Source organism: Pseudoalteromonas luteoviolacea, from assembly GCF_021654285.1.
Lineage (GTDB): Bacteria > Pseudomonadota > Gammaproteobacteria > Enterobacterales > Alteromonadaceae > Pseudoalteromonas > Pseudoalteromonas luteoviolacea_J.
Map to the genome: position 1 here is coordinate 1 of NZ_JAKFZS010000040.1, position 21708 is coordinate 21708.

At 40.4% G+C, this 21708-nt stretch carries 14 protein-coding genes; 13 read left to right on the plus strand and 1 reads right to left on the minus strand.

Features of this window, described 5'->3' with window-relative positions:
* Positions 1-125 precede the first annotated feature (125 nt).
* The gene (locus L1077_RS24620) at positions 126-2174 is read left to right on the plus strand and encodes an aminotransferase class V-fold PLP-dependent enzyme (protein ID WP_237139449.1); all 2049 of its coding nucleotides are present in this window, start codon (positions 126-128) and stop codon (positions 2172-2174) included.
* 17 nt (positions 2175-2191) lie between these two features.
* On the opposite strand, the gene L1077_RS24625 is transcribed toward L1077_RS24620, so the two are convergent.
* On the minus strand, positions 2192-3253 hold the full coding sequence (locus L1077_RS24625; protein WP_237139450.1) for a LacI family DNA-binding transcriptional regulator: 1062 nt from the start codon (positions 3251-3253) through the stop codon (positions 2192-2194).
* Between the two features lie 368 nt (positions 3254-3621).
* Here L1077_RS24625 and pgi point away from each other — a divergent pair, with 368 nt between their 5' ends.
* The 12 genes from pgi to L1077_RS24685 all read left to right on the plus strand — a co-directional run bounded on the left by pgi (position 3622) and on the right by L1077_RS24685 (position 21674).
* Positions 3622-5268, plus strand: a complete 1647-nt coding sequence (pgi, locus tag L1077_RS24630) for a glucose-6-phosphate isomerase (RefSeq protein ID WP_237139451.1) — start codon at positions 3622-3624, stop codon at positions 5266-5268.
* A 315-nt stretch (positions 5269-5583) separates the two neighbouring features.
* A complete protein-coding gene (gene zwf / locus L1077_RS24635) occupies positions 5584-7056 on the plus strand; it encodes a glucose-6-phosphate dehydrogenase (RefSeq protein ID WP_237139452.1) in 1473 nt (490 codons plus the stop codon).
* The gene (gene pgl, locus L1077_RS24640; protein ID WP_237139453.1) at positions 7056-7766 is read left to right on the plus strand and encodes a 6-phosphogluconolactonase; all 711 of its coding nucleotides are present in this window, start codon (positions 7056-7058) and stop codon (positions 7764-7766) included. The genes zwf and pgl overlap by 1 nt, the downstream gene beginning before the upstream one ends.
* Positions 7767-8657: 891 nt before the next feature.
* Positions 8658-11198, plus strand: a complete 2541-nt coding sequence (locus L1077_RS24645; RefSeq protein WP_237139454.1) for a TonB-dependent receptor — start codon at positions 8658-8660, stop codon at positions 11196-11198.
* An 83-nt stretch (positions 11199-11281) separates the two neighbouring features.
* Positions 11282-12838: a tryptophan halogenase family protein gene (locus L1077_RS24650; RefSeq protein ID WP_237139455.1), complete on the plus strand. Its 1557-nt coding sequence runs from the start codon at positions 11282-11284 to the stop codon at positions 12836-12838.
* A 22-nt stretch (positions 12839-12860) separates the two neighbouring features.
* Positions 12861-14342 carry a tryptophan halogenase family protein gene (locus tag L1077_RS24655; RefSeq protein WP_237139456.1) on the plus strand — a complete coding sequence of 494 codons (1482 nt, stop codon included), beginning with the start codon at positions 12861-12863 and terminating at the stop codon, positions 14340-14342.
* Positions 14343-14483: 141 nt separating this feature from the next.
* A complete protein-coding gene (locus L1077_RS24660) occupies positions 14484-15194 on the plus strand; it encodes a SapC family protein (RefSeq protein ID WP_237139457.1) in 711 nt (236 codons plus the stop codon).
* A gap of 232 nt (positions 15195-15426) precedes the next feature.
* Positions 15427-16422, plus strand: a complete 996-nt coding sequence (locus L1077_RS24665; RefSeq protein ID WP_440589567.1) for an isoaspartyl peptidase/L-asparaginase family protein — start codon at positions 15427-15429, stop codon at positions 16420-16422.
* Between the two features lie 87 nt (positions 16423-16509).
* Positions 16510-16938, plus strand: a complete 429-nt coding sequence (locus L1077_RS24670; RefSeq protein ID WP_211035883.1) for a CBS domain-containing protein — start codon at positions 16510-16512, stop codon at positions 16936-16938.
* Positions 16939-17017: 79 nt separating this feature from the next.
* A complete protein-coding gene (gene hrpA / locus L1077_RS24675) occupies positions 17018-20899 on the plus strand; it encodes an ATP-dependent RNA helicase HrpA (RefSeq protein ID WP_237139459.1) in 3882 nt (1293 codons plus the stop codon).
* Between the two features lie 85 nt (positions 20900-20984).
* Entirely contained in the window at positions 20985-21368 is a 384-nt protein-coding gene (locus L1077_RS24680) for a response regulator (RefSeq protein WP_036977231.1), read from the plus strand.
* A 9-nt stretch (positions 21369-21377) separates the two neighbouring features.
* Entirely contained in the window at positions 21378-21674 is a 297-nt protein-coding gene (locus L1077_RS24685; RefSeq protein ID WP_063363074.1) for a PilZ domain-containing protein, read from the plus strand.
* Positions 21675-21708: the final 34 nt, after the last annotated feature.

Consider the following 21708-nt stretch of genomic DNA (forward strand, 5'->3'; position numbering starts at 1 on the left):
AGCTTTTAGCTCCTTTTTTTCATTTTAACCCTTATTTGTCAAAACAAAGAGAAATCAAAGTTAACTCCCAGTCGTTTTTTGTGTAAAATGGAATATCTTAGTTTATATAGTTATAAGCGGTATCCATGACCCCCTCGACCCCTACTGAGTTTTACCTAGATGCAAACGCAACTACGCCAGTTTTAACACCTATTTTAAATAGTGTAATTGAAGCGATGACAGATAATTTTGGTAATCCCTCAAGCGCACATATCACAGGGCTATTAGCTAAGGACTTTCTAGAGCAAACGCGATCGAAGGGTAAAAGCATTCTGGGAACGAAAGAGGGGGAGTTACTCTTTACATCAGGAGCAACTGAAGGAATTCAAACCGCCGTCGTTTCGACGATTAGTCATTATATGCAAACTGCAAGTAACGCGATTGATAAACCCCTTTTGATGTATGGGGCTACTGAGCATAAAGCTGTGCCAAATACTTTAAAGCACTGGAATGAAACTTTAGGGTTACATGCTGAACTGATGGAAATCCCAGTGAATAAAGATGGAAAGCTTGACTATGCATTCATTGAGCAGCACGTACCTCAAGCTGTCATGATTTGTACAATGGCAGTGAACAACGAAACGGGTGTAATGCAGGACTTATTTAAGCTTGAAGAAGTGATCCGGAAAAATAACTCAGATGTTTCTTGGTTAGTGGATTGTGTTCAGGCACTTGGTAAAGTAAGCATTAATATGGATGCTATATCCATTGACTATGCCCCGTTTTCTGGTCACAAACTATATGCACCTAAAGGAATAGGCTTTTTATATGTTAGAAGTGGTCAACCGTATGTGCCTTTTATTGCCGGTGGTGGCCAAGAGTCTGGCATGAGATCAGGCACTGAAAACTTACCTGGGATTGCGGGTTTAAATACGCTATTTTCACTACTTGCAGAGGAAGAAGGTGTTTTTTATACAACGAAACAACTTGAACTGCATCGACAGATGCTCATTGAGGCCTTGTTAGATACTTTCCCTGGCGTCTCTTTACACGCTAAGTGCGAGCATTCTGTACCGACTACTATTAACTTTTCGCTAGACCATTATACATCTAAGGAAATCATTGACCTATTTGATGCAACAGGTATCAGGGTAAGTGGTGGCTCCGCGTGTAGTTCGGGAGTTTCAAGTAGTTTTGTGCTCGAAGCGATGGGGCTTGATGAGTGGCAGTGCAGTAATGCCATAAGACTATCATTTGGCCCTGCAGATACCACAGAGTTTATTGAAAGTGCATGTGATGCAATTCGCTCAATAAAACCACTGTTATCAATAAATCCAATAAAGGGGGATTTGGCAGAACGGCCGTCATCTAGTTGGTATGGTGTAACTCAATTAGCTTATCAAAATGAAACAAGCTGGGTGTTTGTTTCACAAAATAGAGAAGCCCTAATTATTAATCCCATTGACCAACTTATTCCCAAGCTAAAGCGCATATTCAGTGAATATAGTATTTGTATAAAAGCATGTATTCTTAATGCTTTAAATAGAAATACTAAAATGTTGATACAGAATATTACATCAACTTTTGGCCAATCAGTGCACATTTATCATGATGGAGGCCATCTTTCTCAAGAGGTACTTTTATCTGGTGAGCAATGGGAAGTTAGAACAGTAGCCTCGAAGCAAGGTGGGTTAGTTTATTTGCATATTGAGAGTAGGGCAGATTTATCAGTAATAATTTCAGGCTCAGAAGAAGCACCAAGTTCATTTGATAGTGAAGCCAGTAACGCAGTGGTGATCTCTAAAAACAGCATTAGGCTTTACTGTGAAAAAAATAGCAGTATACAAAAATCTAGTTTAGCAAATATAAACAATAACGTAGAGCTTCGAGATGGTCTTTCAGCTATAAACTGGATTAAAGCGCATGATGCGGTGGTAATCGATGTTCGGGAATACGCAGAGCATAAAGCTTCATCGCATCTATTAAGTAAAATATCTCAAGAATGTGCTGCGAATGTGATTAATATACCTGCTAGTCGGCTTGTCAATGCAGTTTTTGATGGAACACTTTCACCAAATACTGCTTACCTGTTATTGTGCCGCAGTGGTAAACGTTCTAAACAACAAATTAAAGTGATGCAATCGCTAGGTTTTACCAGCCTTGCAAATCTAACAAAAGGTTTGGCGCTGCTTTGAGCGCCAAACCGAGAAGGTTACACAGGTGCAGGTCCCGTACTTTCGCGAACCACAACGGAAGGTGTAAAGGTTGTGATGATGTCTTTATCTTGTTTTCTACTGCCTCTTGTTTTAGAAAACAATAACCTAGCCGCGTGTTCTGAAATCACACTATTGGCTTGATGTGCAGTCGTTAACTTGGGCCAAGTCTGGCGAGAGAATGGCGAGTCCTCGAACCCTGAAATTGAAAGTTGTTCAGGAATGGCAATATTCATAAGGCGAGACGCAAAGAGCGCGCCAGCTGCAATTTCATCGTTACCGCCTAAAATAGCGGTAATCTTATGGGCATTGTTATTCTTTAATAGCGCTTTTGCACCTTCAACACCTGACTCAAACGAATAAGTTCCCTCGTAGATTAAATCGTCATTCAAAGTGAGGTCATGATCTTTAAGCGCTTGTTGATACCCGGCTAAACGTTCAGTAGTTGATTTGTGTTCGGCATCTCCACATGCAAAGGCAATGGTTTTATGTCCTAGTTTAATGAGGTGTTCTGTAATTTCATATGCTGCAGCATAATCGTCAACATAAATACAGTTATTAGCTTTGATCTCTTCATTTTTACTTTCACTGGGTGCTGATGCATTACTTTGACCAGAAAGCAATCTTACGTACGCAACGCCTAAGTTATCAAGCATATCAATGATGTCTTGCTGCTCAGACAGAGGAGGAGTTAAGACTAAGCCCGCAAGTCTTGAGCGCTGTATCATGGTCGCGATTTCTTTGTGCATATCCGGATCTTGAGCACAGCAAGGGTGGATCACCAGCTCATAACCTTCTTCTTTACACCTTGATAGCACACCATTTTGCATATCAATGACATAATAGGCATTGGGGTTGTCATAAACTAGGCCAATGGCAAAGGAAGAGGTACCTGCCAAATTTCGTGCCGCAGTGTTTGGCTGGTAATTCAGCTCTTCGACGGCTTGCATAACCAAATCGTAAGTTTTTTTTCTGACTGAAGGCTCTTTATTGATGACCCTTGATACAGTTTTCATAGACACGCCTGCATGTTTTGCGACGTCGTTGATGGTTACTTTCATTTTTTTTCTTCTATATGAATAAGGCTAAGCTTTGGCCAAAAATTGAGTGCTTTACTCTCAGAGCCCTTTAAATGCTGGCTTTTAATACAAAATAATATGGATCAGCATTACGTGTAAGGCAATATAGTATATTTCAGCTTTTCATGAAACGATCAAATTTGTACGCTGCAGTTTTTTAACATTAACTGAATAACTTTAATTTATTTTATGATACCGGTGTCAAAAAATAAAAAATCAGTTATTATATGCAAAGTAAAATGAGGAACATGCAGTTTGACAGCGTTGTCATTTTAACTTATGGTTAACGCTCGAATATGTTTATGTGTGTATTTATGTATTTGCACACTATCATCGCTAGGGGAAAAATTATGAATTGCCGTACAACATTATCAAGTTGGCAAGCATTATCATCAGCATCAGAACAATTAAAAGAACAGCATTTAAAGACTCTTTTTGAGACTGATAATGGACGCTTTGATAAATTTTCTCGTCAGATCCCTGGCGTTCTTTTTGACTTTTCGAAGCAACATATTGACAGCCGAGTATTTGAGCAGCTAATCACGCTTGCTAAAGAATCAGATATAGTAACGTGGCGTGATAAGATGTTTTCTGGTGAGAAGATAAATATCACAGAAGACAGAGCTGTTCTACATGTCGCTCTTAGAAACAGAGAAGCTTCTCCGATTTATGTTGATGGTGTCAATGTGACCGAGCAAGTTCAAGCAGAACTTGAAAAAATGAAGGTTTTCACAGACAGAGTCCGCAGCGGTGAATGGACTGGCTACACAGGTAAAGCTGTAAAAGACATCGTTGCTATTGGCGTTGGTGGTTCTAACCTAGGTCCGCAAATGGTGACTGAAGCACTCAGCGCCTACAGTGATGGTAATTTAAATGTTCATTACGTTTCTAATGTTGATGGTGTTCAACTTGGTGAGGTTTTGAAAAAAGTACACGCTGAAACCACCTTGTTTGTTATTTCGTCAAAAACATTTACGACTTCTGAAACGATGAACAATGCACGCTCAGCAGTTGCTTGGTTTCTAGAAAGTGCCAATGAACAGAGTGCAGTTGCGAAGCATTTTGTTGCAGTAAGTACAAACCTTGAAAAAACTCGCGCATTTGGTATCGCAGATGAAAACGTATTCACAATGTGGGATTGGGTAGGTGGACGATTCTCTCTGTGGAGTGCTATTGGGCTACCAATTGCATTGTATCTTGGCTTTGAAACGTTTGTTGACGTACTTGAAGGTGCGTTTGAGGTTGATACGCATTTTAAAACAGCTGAGTTTGAAAATAACATACCGCTGATCATGGCACTTTTAAGTGTATGGAATTCAAGTTTTTTAGGGTATACGTCTCAAGCAATTTTGCCATACGATCAGGCGTTGCAAATGTTGCCAGCCTATTTGCAACAAGGTGAAATGGAAAGTAATGGTAAGCATGTCACATTTGAAGGGCAGACTGTACCGTATACGACTGTACCAATAATTTGGGGTATGACAGGTATTAATGGTCAGCATGCATTTTATCAATGTTTGCACCAAGGTAATGTTATTGTGCCAGCGGATTTCATTGCATCAGTTGAACCGCAAATTGCATTAGGCAAACACCATGATGTGTTGCTGTCTAACTTTTTTGCCCAGACAGAAGCCTTGATGGCAGGTGTCAATGAACAGCAAATCCGTGAAGACTTAGTCGCGAAAGGCAAGTCTGAAAGCGAGATTGAGAAACTAGTTGCACATAAAGTACACCAAGGTAACCGACCTACAACATCCATGATTTTAGATAAAGTTGATGCAAAAGCAGTCGGTAGATTAATTGCGCTTTATGAACATAAGATTTTCTGTCAAGGGATTATCTTGAATGTATGCTCCTTTGACCAATGGGGCGTTGAGCTAGGTAAAGGCTTAGCAAGTAACATTGAATCAGAACTGACTCAAGAAAACGTTAGTCACGAGCATGATAGCTCTACGTCTGGACTAATCGCTTATTACAAGCAAAAACGAAATAAATAAAATCGTAGCACTTGGCTACGACAGTAAAGAATACCTTTGAACGGGTAGCGCTGGAGTACTTAGGGCCTGTATTTTTGTGAGAGGAATTACAGAGCCCCTAAGACTCATTTTTAAAGACTGCTAGAAAAATAAATATGCAATTGCTACTAGGCAGGCTTCACCTGAATCCTAAGCAAGATTGTGGTCTGAGAACGAATTCAAACCTATAAATGAAGTTATGTTTGGTATGTTTACCTAAAACACCAAACGGTTTTGATTGTAGCGCGTGTTCTCTAAAGAGTAATGACCGCGCACCTAACCTTGTGAGAAATAATTATGCTTAATCCTTTTGATATCGTAATTTTTGGTGGGGGTGGCGATTTAGCGTTAAGAAAATTGTTGCCTGCTATGTATCGTGCATATCAAGAAGGCAATTTGCCTGAAGGTAGCCGCATTTTACCTACCGTTCGAGAAGAAAGTAAAAAAAATGAATATGTAGAAAACGCTGGCAAAGCACTCCAGGAGCATTTAGGAAAAGGCGAGTATAACCAAGCCGATTGGACTGCGTTTTCCAAGTTTTTAGTGCCTGTTGTGGTTAATGTCACTGAAGCTGATGATAATTGGGACTTACTTCGAGATATTTTAGAACAAGACGATACCACTAAGTCTCGCGTTTTTTACCTCTCTCTTCCTCCTGCCGTTTATGGTACATGCTGTGAGTTATTATCTAAGAAATCTTTGATCAGTGAAAATTCGCGGGTTGTTGTTGAAAAGCCGATTGGTTATTGCGGTGAATCAGCTGAAGAAATCAATGCCAAAATTGCGGAGTTTTTTGAAGAAGACCAAATTTTCCGCATAGATCACTATTTAGGTAAAGAAACAGTACAAAACCTTATGGCGCTGAGATTTTCAAATGTCCTTTTTGAAAATCTTTGGGATGCTAAGACCATTGACAATATTCAAATCAGTATTTCTGAAACCGTAGGCTTGGAGAGCAGAGCCGGATTTTACGATAAAGCGGGCGCGCTTCGAGATATGGTGCAAAACCATCTTATCCAGCTATTGTGTCTTGTCGCTATGGAGTCCCCTCATAAACTCAATGCAAACAGCATCAGAAATGAAAAACTGAAAGTACTAGAAGCGTTACGTCCACTTACAGATGAGTTGGTAGACGATAATGTTGTTCGAGGCCAATATGTACCTGGCGATTTGAATGGCAGCTTAGTACCTGGTTATTTGGAAGAGTTAGGTGAAGGTTCAAGCACAACGGAAACGTTTGTTGCAATTCGCGCTCATATCGATAATTGGCGCTGGTCAGGCGTACCTTTCTATTTAAGAACCGGTAAACGCATGAAGCAACGTTGTGCCGAAATTGTCGTAGAATATAAACCAGTTTCTCATAATGTGTATGATGATACTGTTGGTCCAATTTTACCAAACCGTTTAATTATAAGGCTTCAACCAGAAGAAAGTATCCAGTTGACTCTAATGTCAAAAAGATTAGACAACTTAGAAATGCAACTTGAACCAGTCACACTTAATATTGAACTGAGTGAAAAGTATAGTAACGGTTTCCACTCAGATGCTTATAAGCGTTTGATGTTAGATGCTGCAGCAAATAATCCATCATTGTTCATTCACCGTGATGAAGTAAGACAAGCTTGGAAATGGATTGACCCAATCATTGCTCGTTGGCAAGAGAAGGGCACGCCTGCATTATACAGAGCTGGCTCTTGGGGACCAGAGTCGGCGGATGAGTTATTAGAAGAAAAAGGTCACGCTTGGTTTAATGTTGGAGAGAATAATTAATGGCAATCTTAAACGAAAAGTTTTTTGATTCTAAAGACGAGATGACAGAGCACTTGGCTTCGGTATTAGAAAATACATTGAGCCAAGCAATTGAAACTGACGCTGCTGCGAGTATATTGGTTTCTGGTGGTTCTTCACCTGCGCCAGCCTATAAGCGACTTTCAGGTTTGGACTTGGATTGGAGTAAAGTCACCGTTGCAATGGTTGATGAGCGCTGGGTTGCGCCAAATCATGAAAAGTCAAACGAAGCGTTTATTAATTCGACATTGTTACAGGACAAAGCATCAGGTGCGCCTTTTGTAACGATGAAAAATGAACAGCCGTCAGCTATCCAAGGCCAAAGTGAAGTTGAAGCACGTTATCAGTCTTTAAAACAGCCATTTGATATAACCATTTTAGGCATGGGTCCAGATGGGCATACCGCATCACTTTTTCCACATGCTGATGGTTTAAAAGATGCACTTAAGACAGAACAGCTTGTTTGCGCAATTAATGCAAAAGAGAGTGACGTGACGGGGAGTATTACTGAGCGCATGAGCTTATCACTAGCTGGTATTGCGAATACTAAGCACGCCATTTTGTTGATAAGTGGTGAAGCGAAGCGCGCCATTTACGAACAAGCAAAAGAGCAGGGCTCTGAATTAGATATCCCACTTAGAGCTGTATTGGGACTACCTGAACTAAAGCTAAGTGTTTTTTGGTGTCCTTAATTCTTTTTAATGAAAAACGCGTGTTTAACGCGTTTTTCTAGCCTCAAATCACGATTTACACTTTCTTTATTTTTTCCTAAATCCCGTATTGCAATCCTTTTTATTGAAAATAGTTATTCTTGTTTAAGTGTGTCATTTCATTTGTAAAAGCTTACATGTTTCTTTTATTAGACATTAATAGTAATTAACAAGTCGATAAATAACATAATTTAATCAATAGTAAAGTTGCCTCATATTAATGTAAGAAAACATTAGTACCGATTAAATCTTAAAACTATCTGATTGGCATATAAAAATACATACTTTATTAGTATTTGTTATATGTAATTTTTGCTATCTGCGTGTATTTAAGCCGCTCTTTGTTGCGGTAAATGAGATTTTTGTATTTGAGGTAAAAATTAATTTCTTAATTTTCAATTGGATCCACCGAGTTTTGTTTTTTGTCCCGCAAGGGTCTTAAGGTTCACGCTTTTACTGGACATAGAGGTAAAATTCATCTAAAATGACAGCGTTGTCATTGAGAATTGTTATCACCTTGAACAGCTTCTGCCCAGGCTATTATTTTGACTAACTCTTCTTTTACTGCATTAAAATTATGCAGTTTCTTAATTAGATACAAATAATTCGTATCATTCACCTTATAAACTACAGATTTATGCATCTTATGTGGTATATTAGTTCGCGTTTGTAACAAAGTATGACCAAGCTTTATATAATCCATTATTATTCAAGAGGTTAGTACCTCTAATGAAAATTTTTAAAGTTTTTGTTTAAAAAACATGTAGCGATTATGTAATTTTGGGTGTATTGTTTGTTATTAGATGACAGCGTTGTCATCATCACTGGGCAGAAGTGATTTTAAAACCAACAAAATGATTCAAGGGGAATCCTGTGTTAGCTAATAATTTTAAGAAAAGTTTACTAGCTGCAAACATTGGTCTTGCGTTAACCGCAGGCGTATCTGGTGTGGCAGTTGCTGATAGTGGTACTCAAGTTCAAGAAGATGTAGAAGTAATTGAAGTACGTGGTATTCGTCGCTCTTTAGAGGCTTCACTGAATACAAAACGTTTTGCTAACTCTGTTGTAGATGCAGTTACAGCCGAAGATATTGGTGACTTCCCAGATAAAAATATTGCAGATTCATTACAGCGTATTTCTGGTGTTCAAATCAGTAAAGACTTTGGTGAAGGTTCACAAGTATCAATTCGTGGTACTGATCCAGATTTAACAAAAACACAACTTAATGGTCAAACAGTCGCTTCAACTGGTTGGTACGTTTTAGACCCAGCTCGTCGCTCATTCAACTTTGAATTGATGCCGTCTGAGATGGTTTCGGCCCTTGAAGTATATAAAACACCTCAAGCAAAATTGGACGAAGGTGGTGTTGGTGGTACGATTATCATGCGTACACGTAAACCACTAGACTTAGACTCAAATAGTTTCTTTGGTTCAATTGAAGCTCAATATTCTGAACTTTCTGAAAGCACAGATCCCGCTTTTTCTGGACTTGCAAGCTGGAAAAATGAAAAAGAAACTTTTGGTATCTTAGGTGCAATTTCATCGTCTGAACGTCATACTGTTCGTCACCAGGGTGAAAACTATTGGACTTGGGGTAATGGTGTTGCCCACTTCGATCAAGAACGTGAACGTACAGCGTACGACATTACAGCTCAATGGGCACCCAATGACTCTTGGGATGTAACTGCGCATTATTTTACAACCGAATTAAAAGCTGATAACCAAAACAGTAACTACTTAATTATGCCTGGCCGTTCTACTGCTGCAATAGATGCTACTGGTGTATACGTTTCAGGTGACACATCTACACCTGTGACCGGCTTCCATAGAACAGATGGTTTGACTGATGCGGATGCGGTGGTTGATGCATATTACCGTGAAGCAACAATGGAAACAGAAGTATTAGACTTCCAAGTTAACTATGTTGCTGACGACTATACAGTTTCTGTACAGTTTGGTAAAACAGAAGCTACAGGTGGTACCGATAGAGAAATTGGTGCTCAATGGGGTGGTCACTCGGACGCTGAGTTTGAAATAAATGGCTCAGGTTTAGGTCATCGTTGGACTGATATTGATGCTACTGATGGTACTCAATTAAAGCTTATGAATGACGCTGATATGGCACCTTCATGGAGTCGCAGCCCTAAGTATGATGAAGAAGCATACTTTCAAGTAGATTTGAACTATGCTCTTGATGCAGGTATTTGGACATCATTCGAAGCAGGCTTTAAGATCAGAGACCATGAAACAGGTCAAAAGAAAATTGCTTCTAATTTCACAAACCAAGCAGCATTTAATGGCAAATCTGTAGCGGATTTTAATGGCGGTTTGACTGAGTCAATGCTACCTGAGTCTGGTCCTGGCTTAACTGTTGATAAGTTTTTAACACCAGACCACGCAAAACTAGCTCAGTTTATGGTAAGTGATGCAGGTGTTGAAGAGTTTGAAGATAGAAGCGGCTATTCATTACTTGAAGAAGACCACTTAGCTTTCTATGTTCAAGGTAACTTTGAAGGTGAAAACTATCGCGGTAACATTGGTTTACGTCATGTTTCTACTGACTTAACCGCTACTGCATATGACCCATTGTTGAAAAACCTTGAGAATACTGAAAGTGACTATTCAGAGTTACTTCCAAGTGCAAACATCGCTTATTCACTTGAAGAAGATATTATTATCCGTGCAGCTGCGGCAAAAGTATTAGCTCGTCCTAAATATACGGACCTGAGCCCAGCTTATAGTGGTGCGAACGCGACACTACAGCAAATAAATCAAGGTAACCCTACTCTTAATCCATTCTTGGCGACTCAGTTTGACTTAGGTGCTGAGTGGTACTTCAATGAAAGTTCATTAGTTTCATTCACTTTCTTCTTTAAAGACTTAGAGTCATTTGTATTACCAGCAACTGTTACTAAGTTTGTTCCAGATGCTGATAGACCTGGAGATTGGACAGTTACTACCAAAGAGAATGGCGGTAACGGTGAAGTTAAAGGCTTTGAAGTACAGTACCAACAAGATTTTGGTAACGGCTTTGGTATAGTAACAAACTACACTTATTCTGATGCATCTGGTGAAGACAAAAATGGCAAGCAAGCTGATTTGGTTGGAAACTCAGAGAATACATTTAATATTTCTGGTTACTACGAAAATGACCTAATTGCGACTCGTCTAGCTTATAACTGGCGCGATGAGTACTTCAATGGTTCAACATTTGGCACGCCAGATGTTGCAAGTGAACGTGGCTACGTAGATGCGTCCATCGTATACCACTTAAACGAGAACATTGATATTTCATTTGAAGCAGTTAACTTGTTGAATGAAGTGGAGCATACGACTGCTGGCGTTACCCCACTAACTAAATTTAATGCAGAGAATGGTCGTCGTTACTTCTTAGGTATGTCATTCCGCTATTAATATATTATTAGTTGAAAAAGGAGGGCTTTTGCCTTCCTTTTTTTGTATTATGGGGACAGTAAAAGTTAGGTGAGGTAGTGAATATGGCCAGAAAAATCAATCATGTTCTTATAGTAGGTGGCGGTACTGCTGGCTGGTTGACGGCTGCTAGGTTAGCTAAAAAGTTTAAGTCAGAATCTAACGGCTTAATGACTATTACCTTAATTGAGTCATCCAATATCCCAACGGTTGGTGTTGGAGAAGGTACTTGGCCGACAATCCGAGATACATTAAAAAAATTAGATATTGATGAAACAGACTTTATAAATGAATGTGATGCTACGTTCAAGCAAGGTGCTCGATTTGTTAGTTGGCGCAATAGCCCTAGTGAAGAGCCAGGTAATTATTACCATCATTTGTTCACTTCTCTTTATGACCCTTGGGACTTCAACTTGGCCCCTTATTGGTCTAAAAATCTAAGTTCCGAAAAGACCTATGCTGAAGCCGTTAGCATGCAAGGTGATGTTTGTGAACTTGGTTTAGCACCTAAAACGATTGCTACACCTCAATATGAAGGTTTACAAGGATACGCCTATCATTTAGATGCAGGAAAATTTGCAGAAATGCTCAAGCGTAAGGCCATTAATGACTTAAATGTTAGCCATATTGTCGATGATGTAGAAAAGGTTAATGTAAACGAAAGTGATTGGATAGACTCTATTATTACTAAGACAGGTCTCAAGATAGAAGCTGACTTATTTATTGACTGCTCTGGTTTTGGTAGTAAGTTATTAGGTGAAGCCTTAGGTATTCCTTTTGTTAGTGTATCAGATGTTTTATTTTCAAATAGAGCTGTAGCACTTCAAGTCCCCTATGAAAACGTTGAACACCCTATTGCTTGTGAGACAATTTCTACGGCACAGCCTGAAGGGTGGATTTGGGATATTGGGCTTCAATCCCGCAGGGGAATTGGGTTTGTATATTCGGATGAGTATTTAAAACCCGAAGACGCTGAGCAAAGGCTTAGAGAGTATGCTGGGCAAGACACAAGTAACATAAAAGCTAAGCATTTATCTTTTGATGTTGGGTACCGTGAAAAGTTTTGGCATAACAACTGTCTTGCTGTCGGGCTTTCCGCAGCTTTTGTTGAGCCATTAGAGGCTTCAGCTATTTTTTTGATTGAAGCTGCTGTGAATATGCTATGTGAAAAGTTTCCTCAACGAGAGCAGGATATGGACTTTATAGCGCAGCAATTCAATCAATCTTTTGGCTTCAGGTGGGACAAGACTGTTGAGTTTATTAAAATGCATTACGTTTTGTCTCAGCGAACTGATGGAGAGTTTTGGATTAATAATAAACAGCCAGAGACCATTCCAGAATCATTAAAAATGAAGTTACAACACTGGGAAGCAAATCCACTGAGCCGATATGATTTTGACAATGCATTTGAGCCTTTTGTTTTAGATAGTTACCAGTATGTTCTCTATGGGATGGGCTTTAAAACTCAAGTTTCCGATCATTATGGTTCGCGAGATGATGAACGAAAAGCACAGCAGATGTTCGCTAAAGTGGAAACACTTAGAGAGGCTGTGAAAGGAAGGCTCCCGAGTCATCGTGAGTTATTGAATAAGTTAAAAGAATACAAATTCCCTCGAATATAACTTTCTTATGGTGTGGTAAACAATGACAAATAGACCTAACAGCATAGTGATTCTAGGTGGAGGAACCGCCGGTTGGATGACTGCAATTTTGCTAAAGCATTATTGGCCAGAAGTTGATTTGACTCTTGTTGAATCAGAAGACATCGGAATCATCGGTGTAGGAGAAGGGTCTACGCCTTCACTGAAGTATTTTTTTGAGTTGTTGGGCATATCTGATGATGAGTGGATGCCCGCTTGCAATGCCACATATAAAGTTGGCATAGAATTCCCTGGATGGTCAAATGTGCCAGGACATAGTAGTTATTTTCACCCTTTCTTTTCAGCATTAGACAGCCAAACCAGTAGTGCTTATATCAAACAAGTTAATAGATGGCGTCAAGGAGAAAGTGTCAATGTCTTGCCGGATAATTATTTCGTGGCAAGTGCTTTATCCCGTGCGCACAAGTCAGTGCAGCCGGTTAACCCGCTTCCAGTTGAATTGGACTATGGTTATCATTTTGACTCAGCATTACTTGGCAACTTTCTTCGTGACAAGTGCATTTCTCAAGGAGTCAGACACGTAATTGATGAAGTTGAAACAGTAGTGCACGATAACGGTGTAGTACATGAATTAGCAACAGTTGGCGGGCAATCGTTCAATGCTGAATTTTTTATAGACTGCACTGGTTTTGCGGGTGTGTTAGTAAATAAATCGTTATCGAGAAAGTTTCTTTCATATAACAAAAGCTTATTAAATGACTCCGCAGTTGCTATTCAGACTTCTAAAGCGTCAAACTCTGTACTTGAATCTAAAACAGTTTCTAGCGCAATGAGTTGTGGTTGGCGGTGGCACATACCATTAAGAAATAGAGATGGAAACGGCTATGTGTACTCTAGTAAATATATTAGCCCAAAAGAGGCTGAACGTGAGCTGAGACAAAGTCTTGGTGACAGAGCTGAGGGGCGTGAGGCTAGACATATTAAGATGCGAGTTGGTCGCCTTCAAAAGCACTGGGATGAGAACTGTTTAGCAGTCGGCCTATCTCAAGGTTTTATTGAGCCGCTCGAAGCTACCGCGCTAATGGTCATTCAATATACCGTCCAGTCGTATATTAATTGCGTTAATAAAAAAGGTACGGTTGAGCAATTTAATTCCAAGATAAATAAGCAGTTTGACGGTATTAAAGATTATATCGTTTGTCATTACAAAACGAATTCTATTTCAGGAGATTATTGGCATTATTGTCGGGAAAATATAGAGGTATCAGAAACCCTAGAAACGATATTGAAGTTGTGGAAGTTGAACGGTAGGTTTGACGACTTTATTCATAGTAATGCAGGTGAACTCTCATACTCTAGGGCATCGTGGTACAGTATATTGAGTGGCATGGGAGTCCGTGAGAAAAGTATTGAAAGCGCAATTGAAATGGATGAACTTGCCATGAAGGCCTTAAAATATTGCGAAGAGACAGCAGAGTTGTTTATAGACCATAAAACAGCTTGTAATAGCATTGTTACATGCTAGTTGAATAAAAAGTGTTATTTAAAGCATATTAAGGTCGATTTTGGAAGTATTATGGTGATTTGATACTTCCAATTTGTCTCGAAAACCTTTAGCCTTAGGGCCACAAAAAGTAATAATTTCGAATTTGAATGGAGTAGTATTATGGCGGAGCAACAAGTGCAGCCTTTACACAACGAGAAGCATGCCAACCTTAAAGTACAAAACGGCATTAATGTTGAATTTCTTAAGTCTCAGCACCTAATCCCAGTTGTTGCACATGAGTTTGCTCGTGTTGCGACTGAGTTCCCAATGGCGTTTGTTAAAAATACTGAATCAGGTCAGTTCCAACCTGTTGCATTATTTGGTCTTGAGCCTGGTGAAAACCTATATGTTAAAGACGGTAAGTGGCAGGCGGGTTTTGCACCTTTAGCTGCTGCTCGTTACCCGTTTGGTCTTGTAAAGCACCCTGAAGAAGATCAATTTGGTATCGTTATCGATGAAGCAAGCCCGTTAGTAGGCGAAGAAACTGGTAACGCGCTATTTGCTGACGGTAAAGAAACAGAATACCTTCAAGCTCGTAAAGAAGCGTTAGTAAACTACGTTGAGTTTGCACGTGTAACTGAAGTGTTCACTCAGTTCCTTGCTGAAAAAGAGCTTCTAGTTCAACAGACACTTACAGTAGAAATCGCTGGTGAGAAAAAAGACATCAATGGTATCTACCTTGTTGATGAGCGTAAGCTTAATGAATTAAGCGACGAAGATTACTTAGAGCTTCGTAAACGTGGCTACCTAGCACCAATCTTTGCTTTCCTTACGTCAACTCACCAAGTTGCGCGTTTAGCTCGTCTTAAAGCACAATCACAAGAAGCATAATTAATAATTATCTTTAAGTGAAAAAAAGCGCCCTTGGGCGCTTTTTTGTTTTTGAAATCCTAGTATTACAACCTCGCACTTTATATTTGCAATTCGGTTTTTGTACTTAGGCGCATATTGTTGCACAAATGCAGTCTTAAGTTTATCTTGCCAAGTTAAGTAACAAATAAACCATAAATAAAAACAGGAACTCAGGATGCGCAAGTTAACAATGCTTAGCTCTGCATTTGTAATGCTCACCACTTTGCAAGTGTCTGCTACAGAAATCAACAATTCACCTATTGCTATCGCTATCCATGGTGGCGCTGGCACAATTGAAAAAAGTCGTTTCACACCAGAGCAAGAAAAAGCGTATCGCGCGAAGCTCCAAGAGGCGGTAGAAGCCGGCTATAAAGTGCTTGATGAGGGAGGCGATAGTTTAGATGCAATTGCTACTGCGATTAATATTTTAGAGGACTCTCCTTTTTTTAATGCGGGTAAAGGCGCTGTTTATACTTATGAGGGCCATCATGAATTGGATGCCTCAATCATGGATGGTAGAGACCGTCAAGCTGGCGCCGTATCGGGGGTTAAGCATGTGAAAAACCCGATTAATCTCGCCCGAGAGGTGATGGAAAACTCGGTACACGTTATGCTAAGCGGAGAAGGCGCAGAAAAGTTTGCAAAGCAGCAGGGTCTAGAACTCGTTGAGTCTGAGTACTTTAACACCTCACATAGGTATGAGGCATTATTGCGAGCAAAAGAAAAGCTCAAGCAAAAAGAAAGCGGTACCAAAGATTACCAAGCGTTGCATCAAGCGCTTCCAGAGCACTACAAAATGGGTACTGTGGGTGCAGTTGCATTAGATAGGCATGGTAATCTGGCAGCAGGCACCTCTACAGGCGGTATGACTGCAAAACGTTATGGTAGGGTGGGTGACTCACCAATCATTGGTGCTGGCACTTTTGCGGATAATAATTCATGTGCAGTTTCTGCAACTGGGCATGGGGAGTACTTTATTCGATATAATGTCGCTGCCGATATTTGTGCACGCGTTGCTTATCAAAATAAATCCATAAACCAAGCAGGTAAAGAAGTGATTTTTGGCCCTATGTATAAAGCGGGTGGAACAGGTGGTGTGATCATCGTCGATACGAAGGGCAACATCAGTATGCCATTTAATACCAAAGGTATGTACAGGGCGAGTAAGTCAAAAGCAGCGCAAACCTATGTAGAGATTTTTAAATAGTCGCTTCAATTGTTGATTCTTAGGCAAATTTTTCAGTGCCAGCTACTATTATAAAAGTAGCTGGCATTTTATTTGGGGGAATAAACAATGCAATCAGTTAAAGTAGCAGATTATTTTAATCACAGACCAGTAACGTTTAGTTCAAATATGCGTATTGAAATGGCGGTTGAAAAGCTTTTACAAAGTGGTCAATCAGGCGGTCCAGTTTTAGATGACAACCAAAAAGTCATTGGGTTTTTATCTGAGCAAGATTGTATTAAAAAGATGCTGGAGGCAACATATCAAAATGAGTCCCACAGTATTGTCTCTGATGTTATGAATAAGCAACCTGTATGCGTAAGTCCCGATGACAGTATTTTGCAAATTGCCGATAGGATGTCTAACGACAAACCTAAATTGTATCCGGTTTGTGACGAAGATGGTCGACTAGTTGGGGTAATTACGAGAGCACATGTTTTACTCGCTTTTGATAAACATTTGCACGATACCTACGAATCAGGCAACAGATTTGTTTAAAAACTTGTTTTTACTTGGGTAGATTACTCAGGTTTTGATAAACTACGCGACGATTTTGGAATTTTCAAGGTGTCGTGTAGTGGACTTAAAGTCGTTGTATTCAGATATCCCTTTTTGTTTAAAGAAGGATCAGTTTTTATTTAAAAAACGTCTGCAAGGCGTACAAAAAATAGCCGACGAAAAGAAGCAACAAAAAGTGATTGCTCAAATCGGCGAGTCCATTGCCCGAAGCCAGCAGTTGAAAACGCAACGTCAAGAAGGATTACCGCAAGTAACCTATCCTGAAGCTTTACCTGTAAGCCAGAAAAAAGAAGATATCAAGCAAGCGATTGCTGAAAACCAAGTGGTTATCGTAGCAGGTGAAACAGGATCAGGTAAAACCACTCAGCTACCAAAAATTTGTCTTGAGCTTGGCCGAGGTATTGATGGTTATATAGGCCATACCCAGCCTCGTCGATTAGCCGCAAGAAGTGTTGCGAATCGAATTGCTGAAGAAGTGGGTTGTGAGCTAGGTGAGGAAGTCGGTTTTAAAATTCGCTTTAGCGACCAAGTGTCTGATAAAAGTTATGTAAAGTTGATGACTGACGGTATTTTACTGGCTGAAATTCAACAAGATCGATTTTTAAATCAATACGACACCATCATCATTGACGAAGCCCACGAGCGTAGTCTTAATATCGATTTTATTTTAGGCTATTTGAAAAACTTACTGCCAAAGCGCCCAGATCTTAAAGTTATTATCACCTCAGCAACCATTGATCCTGAGCGCTTCTCAAAACATTTCAATGATGCGCCAATCATTGAAGTGTCAGGTAGAACCTTCCCTGTAGAAGTGCGTTATCGCCCAGTTGTCGATGTGTCAGGTGAAGAAAGCGAAGCCGAGAATGACCAGCTACAAGGTATATTTGACGCAGTTGATGAGCTGTGTGATGCAGGCCCGGGTGATATTCTGATTTTCATGAATGGCGAGCGAGAAATTCGTGATACGGCTGATGCGCTGTCAAAACGCAATTTGAAAGGCGTTGAGATTTTACCGCTGTTTGCACGTCTCTCTAATGCTGAACAAAACCGAATTTTTGCGCCCCATAGCCATCGTCGCATTGTACTTGCCACGAATGTTGCTGAAACATCCCTAACAGTACCAGGTATACGATACGTCATAGACCCGGGTACGGCGCGTATAAGCCGTTATAGCTATCGAACAAAAGTTCAGCGTCTGCCAATTGAAGCGGTTTCTCAGGCAAGTGCAAATCAACGAATGGGTCGATGTGGTCGAGTTGCTGCGGGTATTTGTATTCGCCTTTATTCTGAAGAAGACTTTTTAGGGCGACCAGAATTTACAGATCCTGAAATTCTTAGAACTAATCTCGCATCCGTTATTTTACAGATGCTTGCACTTGGCCTTGGTGACATTGCTAAGTTTCCATTTGTACAGGCGCCAGATAGTCGAAATATCAAAGATGGCATGGCGCTTCTGGAAGAGCTGGGCACAGTAAAAGCAGCATCACGTCGAGAAAACGCCAAGTTGACTCAAGCTGGTAGAAAGCTGAGCCGTCTGCCAATTGATCCTCGCTTAGCCAAAATGGTAATGGCATCAGCAGAGCAAGGCGCGTTAAATGAAGTTATCGTCATTGCTGCAGCGCTGTCTATCCAAGACCCACGAGAACGACCTCAAGAGAAGCGCGGCGCGGCCGATGAAAAGCATGGCCGATTCGACGACCCTAATTCTGATTTCATGGCATTTTTGAATTTATGGCAATATTTAGAAGAGCAGCAAGAAGCGCTGTCGCGAAGCCAATTCAGAAAGCAGTGCCAAAAAGACTTCTTAGCTTATATGCGTATTCGTGAGTGGCAAGACATAGTTTATCAGCTTAAGACTGTGTGCGATGAAATGGATTTTAAAGGCTCTGGCAACGAAGCGGGCTTTGATGCTATCCATCAATCTTTGCTTAGCGGTATGCTCAGCCATATTGGAATGAAAGATGAAAAACAGCACTATAAAGGCGCGCGCAATAGCCTGTTCCATATTTTCCCAGGATCTGCATTATTTAAGAAAAGCCCTAAGTGGTTGATGTCAGCGGAGCTGGTAGAGACGAGTAAGCTGTATGCACGCATTAATGCCAAAATTGATTTAGCCTGGGTTGCGCCTCTCGCGCAGCACCTTGTGAAGCGCAGCTATAGCGAGCCTCACTGGGAGAAAAAGCAGGGTGCAATTATCGCTTTTGAACAACAAACGCTTTACGGGTTGACCATAGTTTCGAAAAAGCGCACAGTTTACAGCCAAATTGACCCTGTTATTAGTCGAGAGCTATTCATTAAAGAGGCGCTTATTGGTCAACAGCTTGGTCAAAAAGCTCAGTTTTTAGAATATAACCAATCTCTTGTTGAAGAGATCCAATCATTAGAAAACAAAGCCAGACGCCGAGATATCTTGGTAGACGAACAAACTATGTTTGAGTTTTACGATGAGCGGATCCCAAGCGATGTAAATAATCGAGCTGCATTTAATCAGTGGTTTAAAAAGCACAGTGATAAACGTGTTTTGCATATGAGCAGAGAGTCCTTAATGCAACATGATGCTGATAAGGTAACCGCTTTTGATTACCCAGATATTTGGCAACAGGGTAATTTAACGCTGCCACTGAATTACCACTTTGAACCAGGAAAAGCCGTTGATGGTGTGACCGTTAATATTCCTTTGGCATTGCTTAATCAGGTTCAAAACGAAGGCTTTGATTGGCATATTCCAGCGCTTAGGCATGAGTTAATCTGTGCATTGATTAAGAGCTTGCCAAAGACTTTGCGAAGAAACTTTGTGCCTGCGCCGAATTATGCGGATGCGGTACTGGCTTCAATTGAGCCTTTACAAGGGTCTTTACTCGAGTCATTGGCGACAAGATTATTGCGCATGACCGGCGTCAAAGTGGCCGAAACTGATTGGGATCTTAGCTCGCTTGAAAACCACTTGAAAATGCAATTTGAAGTGGTCGATGATTCGGGCAAGGTGATTGCACATGGCTTTGATTTAGAGGCGTTGAAAGAAAAGCTGCAAGGCAAGGTTTCACAAACGCTTTCTAAAGTTGCAGAAAAGGGCATTGAACAAGAGGATTTGACCGAATGGGTATTTGGAGAGTTACCAAAAGAATATACCAAGACCCAAGGTGGTTATGAGATTAAGGCATTCCCTGCATTAGTGGATAAAAAAGATAGTACTTCTATCTCGTTATTTGACCACCCTGACAAAGCTGCTCAAGCGCACCAGTTAGGCTTGCGCAGACTTATTCTGCTTAACATTCCTTCACCGGTAAAATATTTGCAGCAGCATTTACCAAATAAGGCTAAATTGGGACTGTACTTTAATCCCTTTGGTAAAATTCATGACTTAATCTCAGACTGCACAGCAGCTGGCGTAGATAGCCTATTAAAGCAGTTTGATACGATTAGAGATGAATCTGAGTTTGAGCGTGCTAAAGAGTATATTCGCGGTGAGCTTGGCGATAAAGTAGTGGAAATTGCATCGCAAGTGGAACAAGTATTGAGTATTGCTCACAGTGTCAATAAACGCATGAAAGGCCGTGTTGATTTGACCATGATCACTGCACATGGCGATATAAAATCTCAGCTAGAGTCGCTTATCTTTAGAGGGTTTGTGAGTGATCATGGTGCTGACAAAATCGCTGATCTCTTGCGCTATTTGAAAGCCATTGAAAAGCGTTTAGAAAAGTTACCTGTTGACCCTAACCGAGATCGCTTATGCGTACTAGAGTTAGATAAAGTATCAGACTTGTACAGTCAAAAGTGCAACAAGGTGCCAAAAGGAATGCCTGTACCAAAAGAGCTTGTACATATTTTTTGGATGATACAGGAACTAAGAGTGTCTTTATTTGCTCAAACCTTAGGTACACCTTACCCAATTTCGGCTAAGCGCGTGATGAATGCATTAAATGAATTGGATTTATAGGAATTGACTTGCAATTTGCTTTGAGCCAATTACCTTAATAAGAGGATTTAAATTTTTGGATTGTGATAAGGAAGCGACATTGACTATGTCCACGCAGCAAAGACGGAGTAGAACACCGCATGTGTTAGTTGTCGATGATGAGTATTTTAACTACGAAATGTTGTCGATGGCTTTGTCAGATGCGTTTAAATTCAGCTATGCAGAATCTGGGATCAGCTGCTTGTCAAATGCAATTGCGGACCCACCAGACGTGATTTTGCTTGATGTTTGTATGCCTGGCTTAGATGGGTATGACACTTGCCGCATGCTGAAAAATACACCCGAAACCAAAGATATTCCGGTAATGATGGTCTCAGGTTTGGAATCTGAGCAAGAGAAACAAGCAGGGTATGAAGCGGGTTGTGATGAATATGTCGTAAAACCATTTGCCATGCAATCGCTTTTGGAAAAAATAAAAAATATGGTCTAGGAGCTCACTATGATCCATGAAGATAAACGTCGTTTTATGCGCATGATGGTCAATGCGCAAGCTGAGTTAACGGTAAGCCAATCTGGGGAAAAGCATCTTGGCACATGCCTAGATTTAAGCGCTACTGGTTTGTCCGTAGAGATTGAACATCCATTGGAAGTGGGTGAGTTGGTGACGGTGTTCATCAATAGTAAAAGCACAACGATCCCGCCTTTTAATGCCAGTGCCAAAGTGGTCAGGAGCAGCAGTAATGAGGATGTAGCAGAACGCTATGTTGTTGGTTTAGAAATCGTTCAATTTAATTAGTTGCTAATATCTTATACGAAGGCGAGATTTCGCC

Bases quoted from the DNA above. Each gene is read 5' to 3' on its own strand.
- L1077_RS24620 (WP_237139449.1), top strand. From the start codon at position 126: ATGACCCCCTCGACCCCTACTGAGTTTTACCTAGATGCAAACGCAACT.
- L1077_RS24625 (WP_237139450.1), bottom strand. From the start codon at position 3,253: ATGAAAGTAACCATCAACGACGTCGCAAAACATGCAGGCGTGTCTATG.
- pgi (WP_237139451.1), top strand. From the start codon at position 3,622: ATGAATTGCCGTACAACATTATCAAGTTGGCAAGCATTATCATCAGCA.
- zwf (WP_237139452.1), top strand. From the start codon at position 5,584: ATGCTTAATCCTTTTGATATCGTAATTTTTGGTGGGGGTGGCGATTTA.
- pgl (WP_237139453.1), top strand. From the start codon at position 7,056: ATGGCAATCTTAAACGAAAAGTTTTTTGATTCTAAAGACGAGATGACA.
- L1077_RS24650 (WP_237139455.1), top strand. From the start codon at position 11,282: ATGGCCAGAAAAATCAATCATGTTCTTATAGTAGGTGGCGGTACTGCT.
- L1077_RS24655 (WP_237139456.1), top strand. From the start codon at position 12,861: ATGACAAATAGACCTAACAGCATAGTGATTCTAGGTGGAGGAACCGCC.
- L1077_RS24660 (WP_237139457.1), top strand. From the start codon at position 14,484: ATGGCGGAGCAACAAGTGCAGCCTTTACACAACGAGAAGCATGCCAAC.
- L1077_RS24665 (WP_440589567.1), top strand. From the start codon at position 15,427: ATGCTCACCACTTTGCAAGTGTCTGCTACAGAAATCAACAATTCACCT.
- L1077_RS24670 (WP_211035883.1), top strand. From the start codon at position 16,510: ATGCAATCAGTTAAAGTAGCAGATTATTTTAATCACAGACCAGTAACG.
- L1077_RS24680 (WP_036977231.1), top strand. From the start codon at position 20,985: ATGTCCACGCAGCAAAGACGGAGTAGAACACCGCATGTGTTAGTTGTC.
- L1077_RS24685 (WP_063363074.1), top strand. From the start codon at position 21,378: ATGATCCATGAAGATAAACGTCGTTTTATGCGCATGATGGTCAATGCG.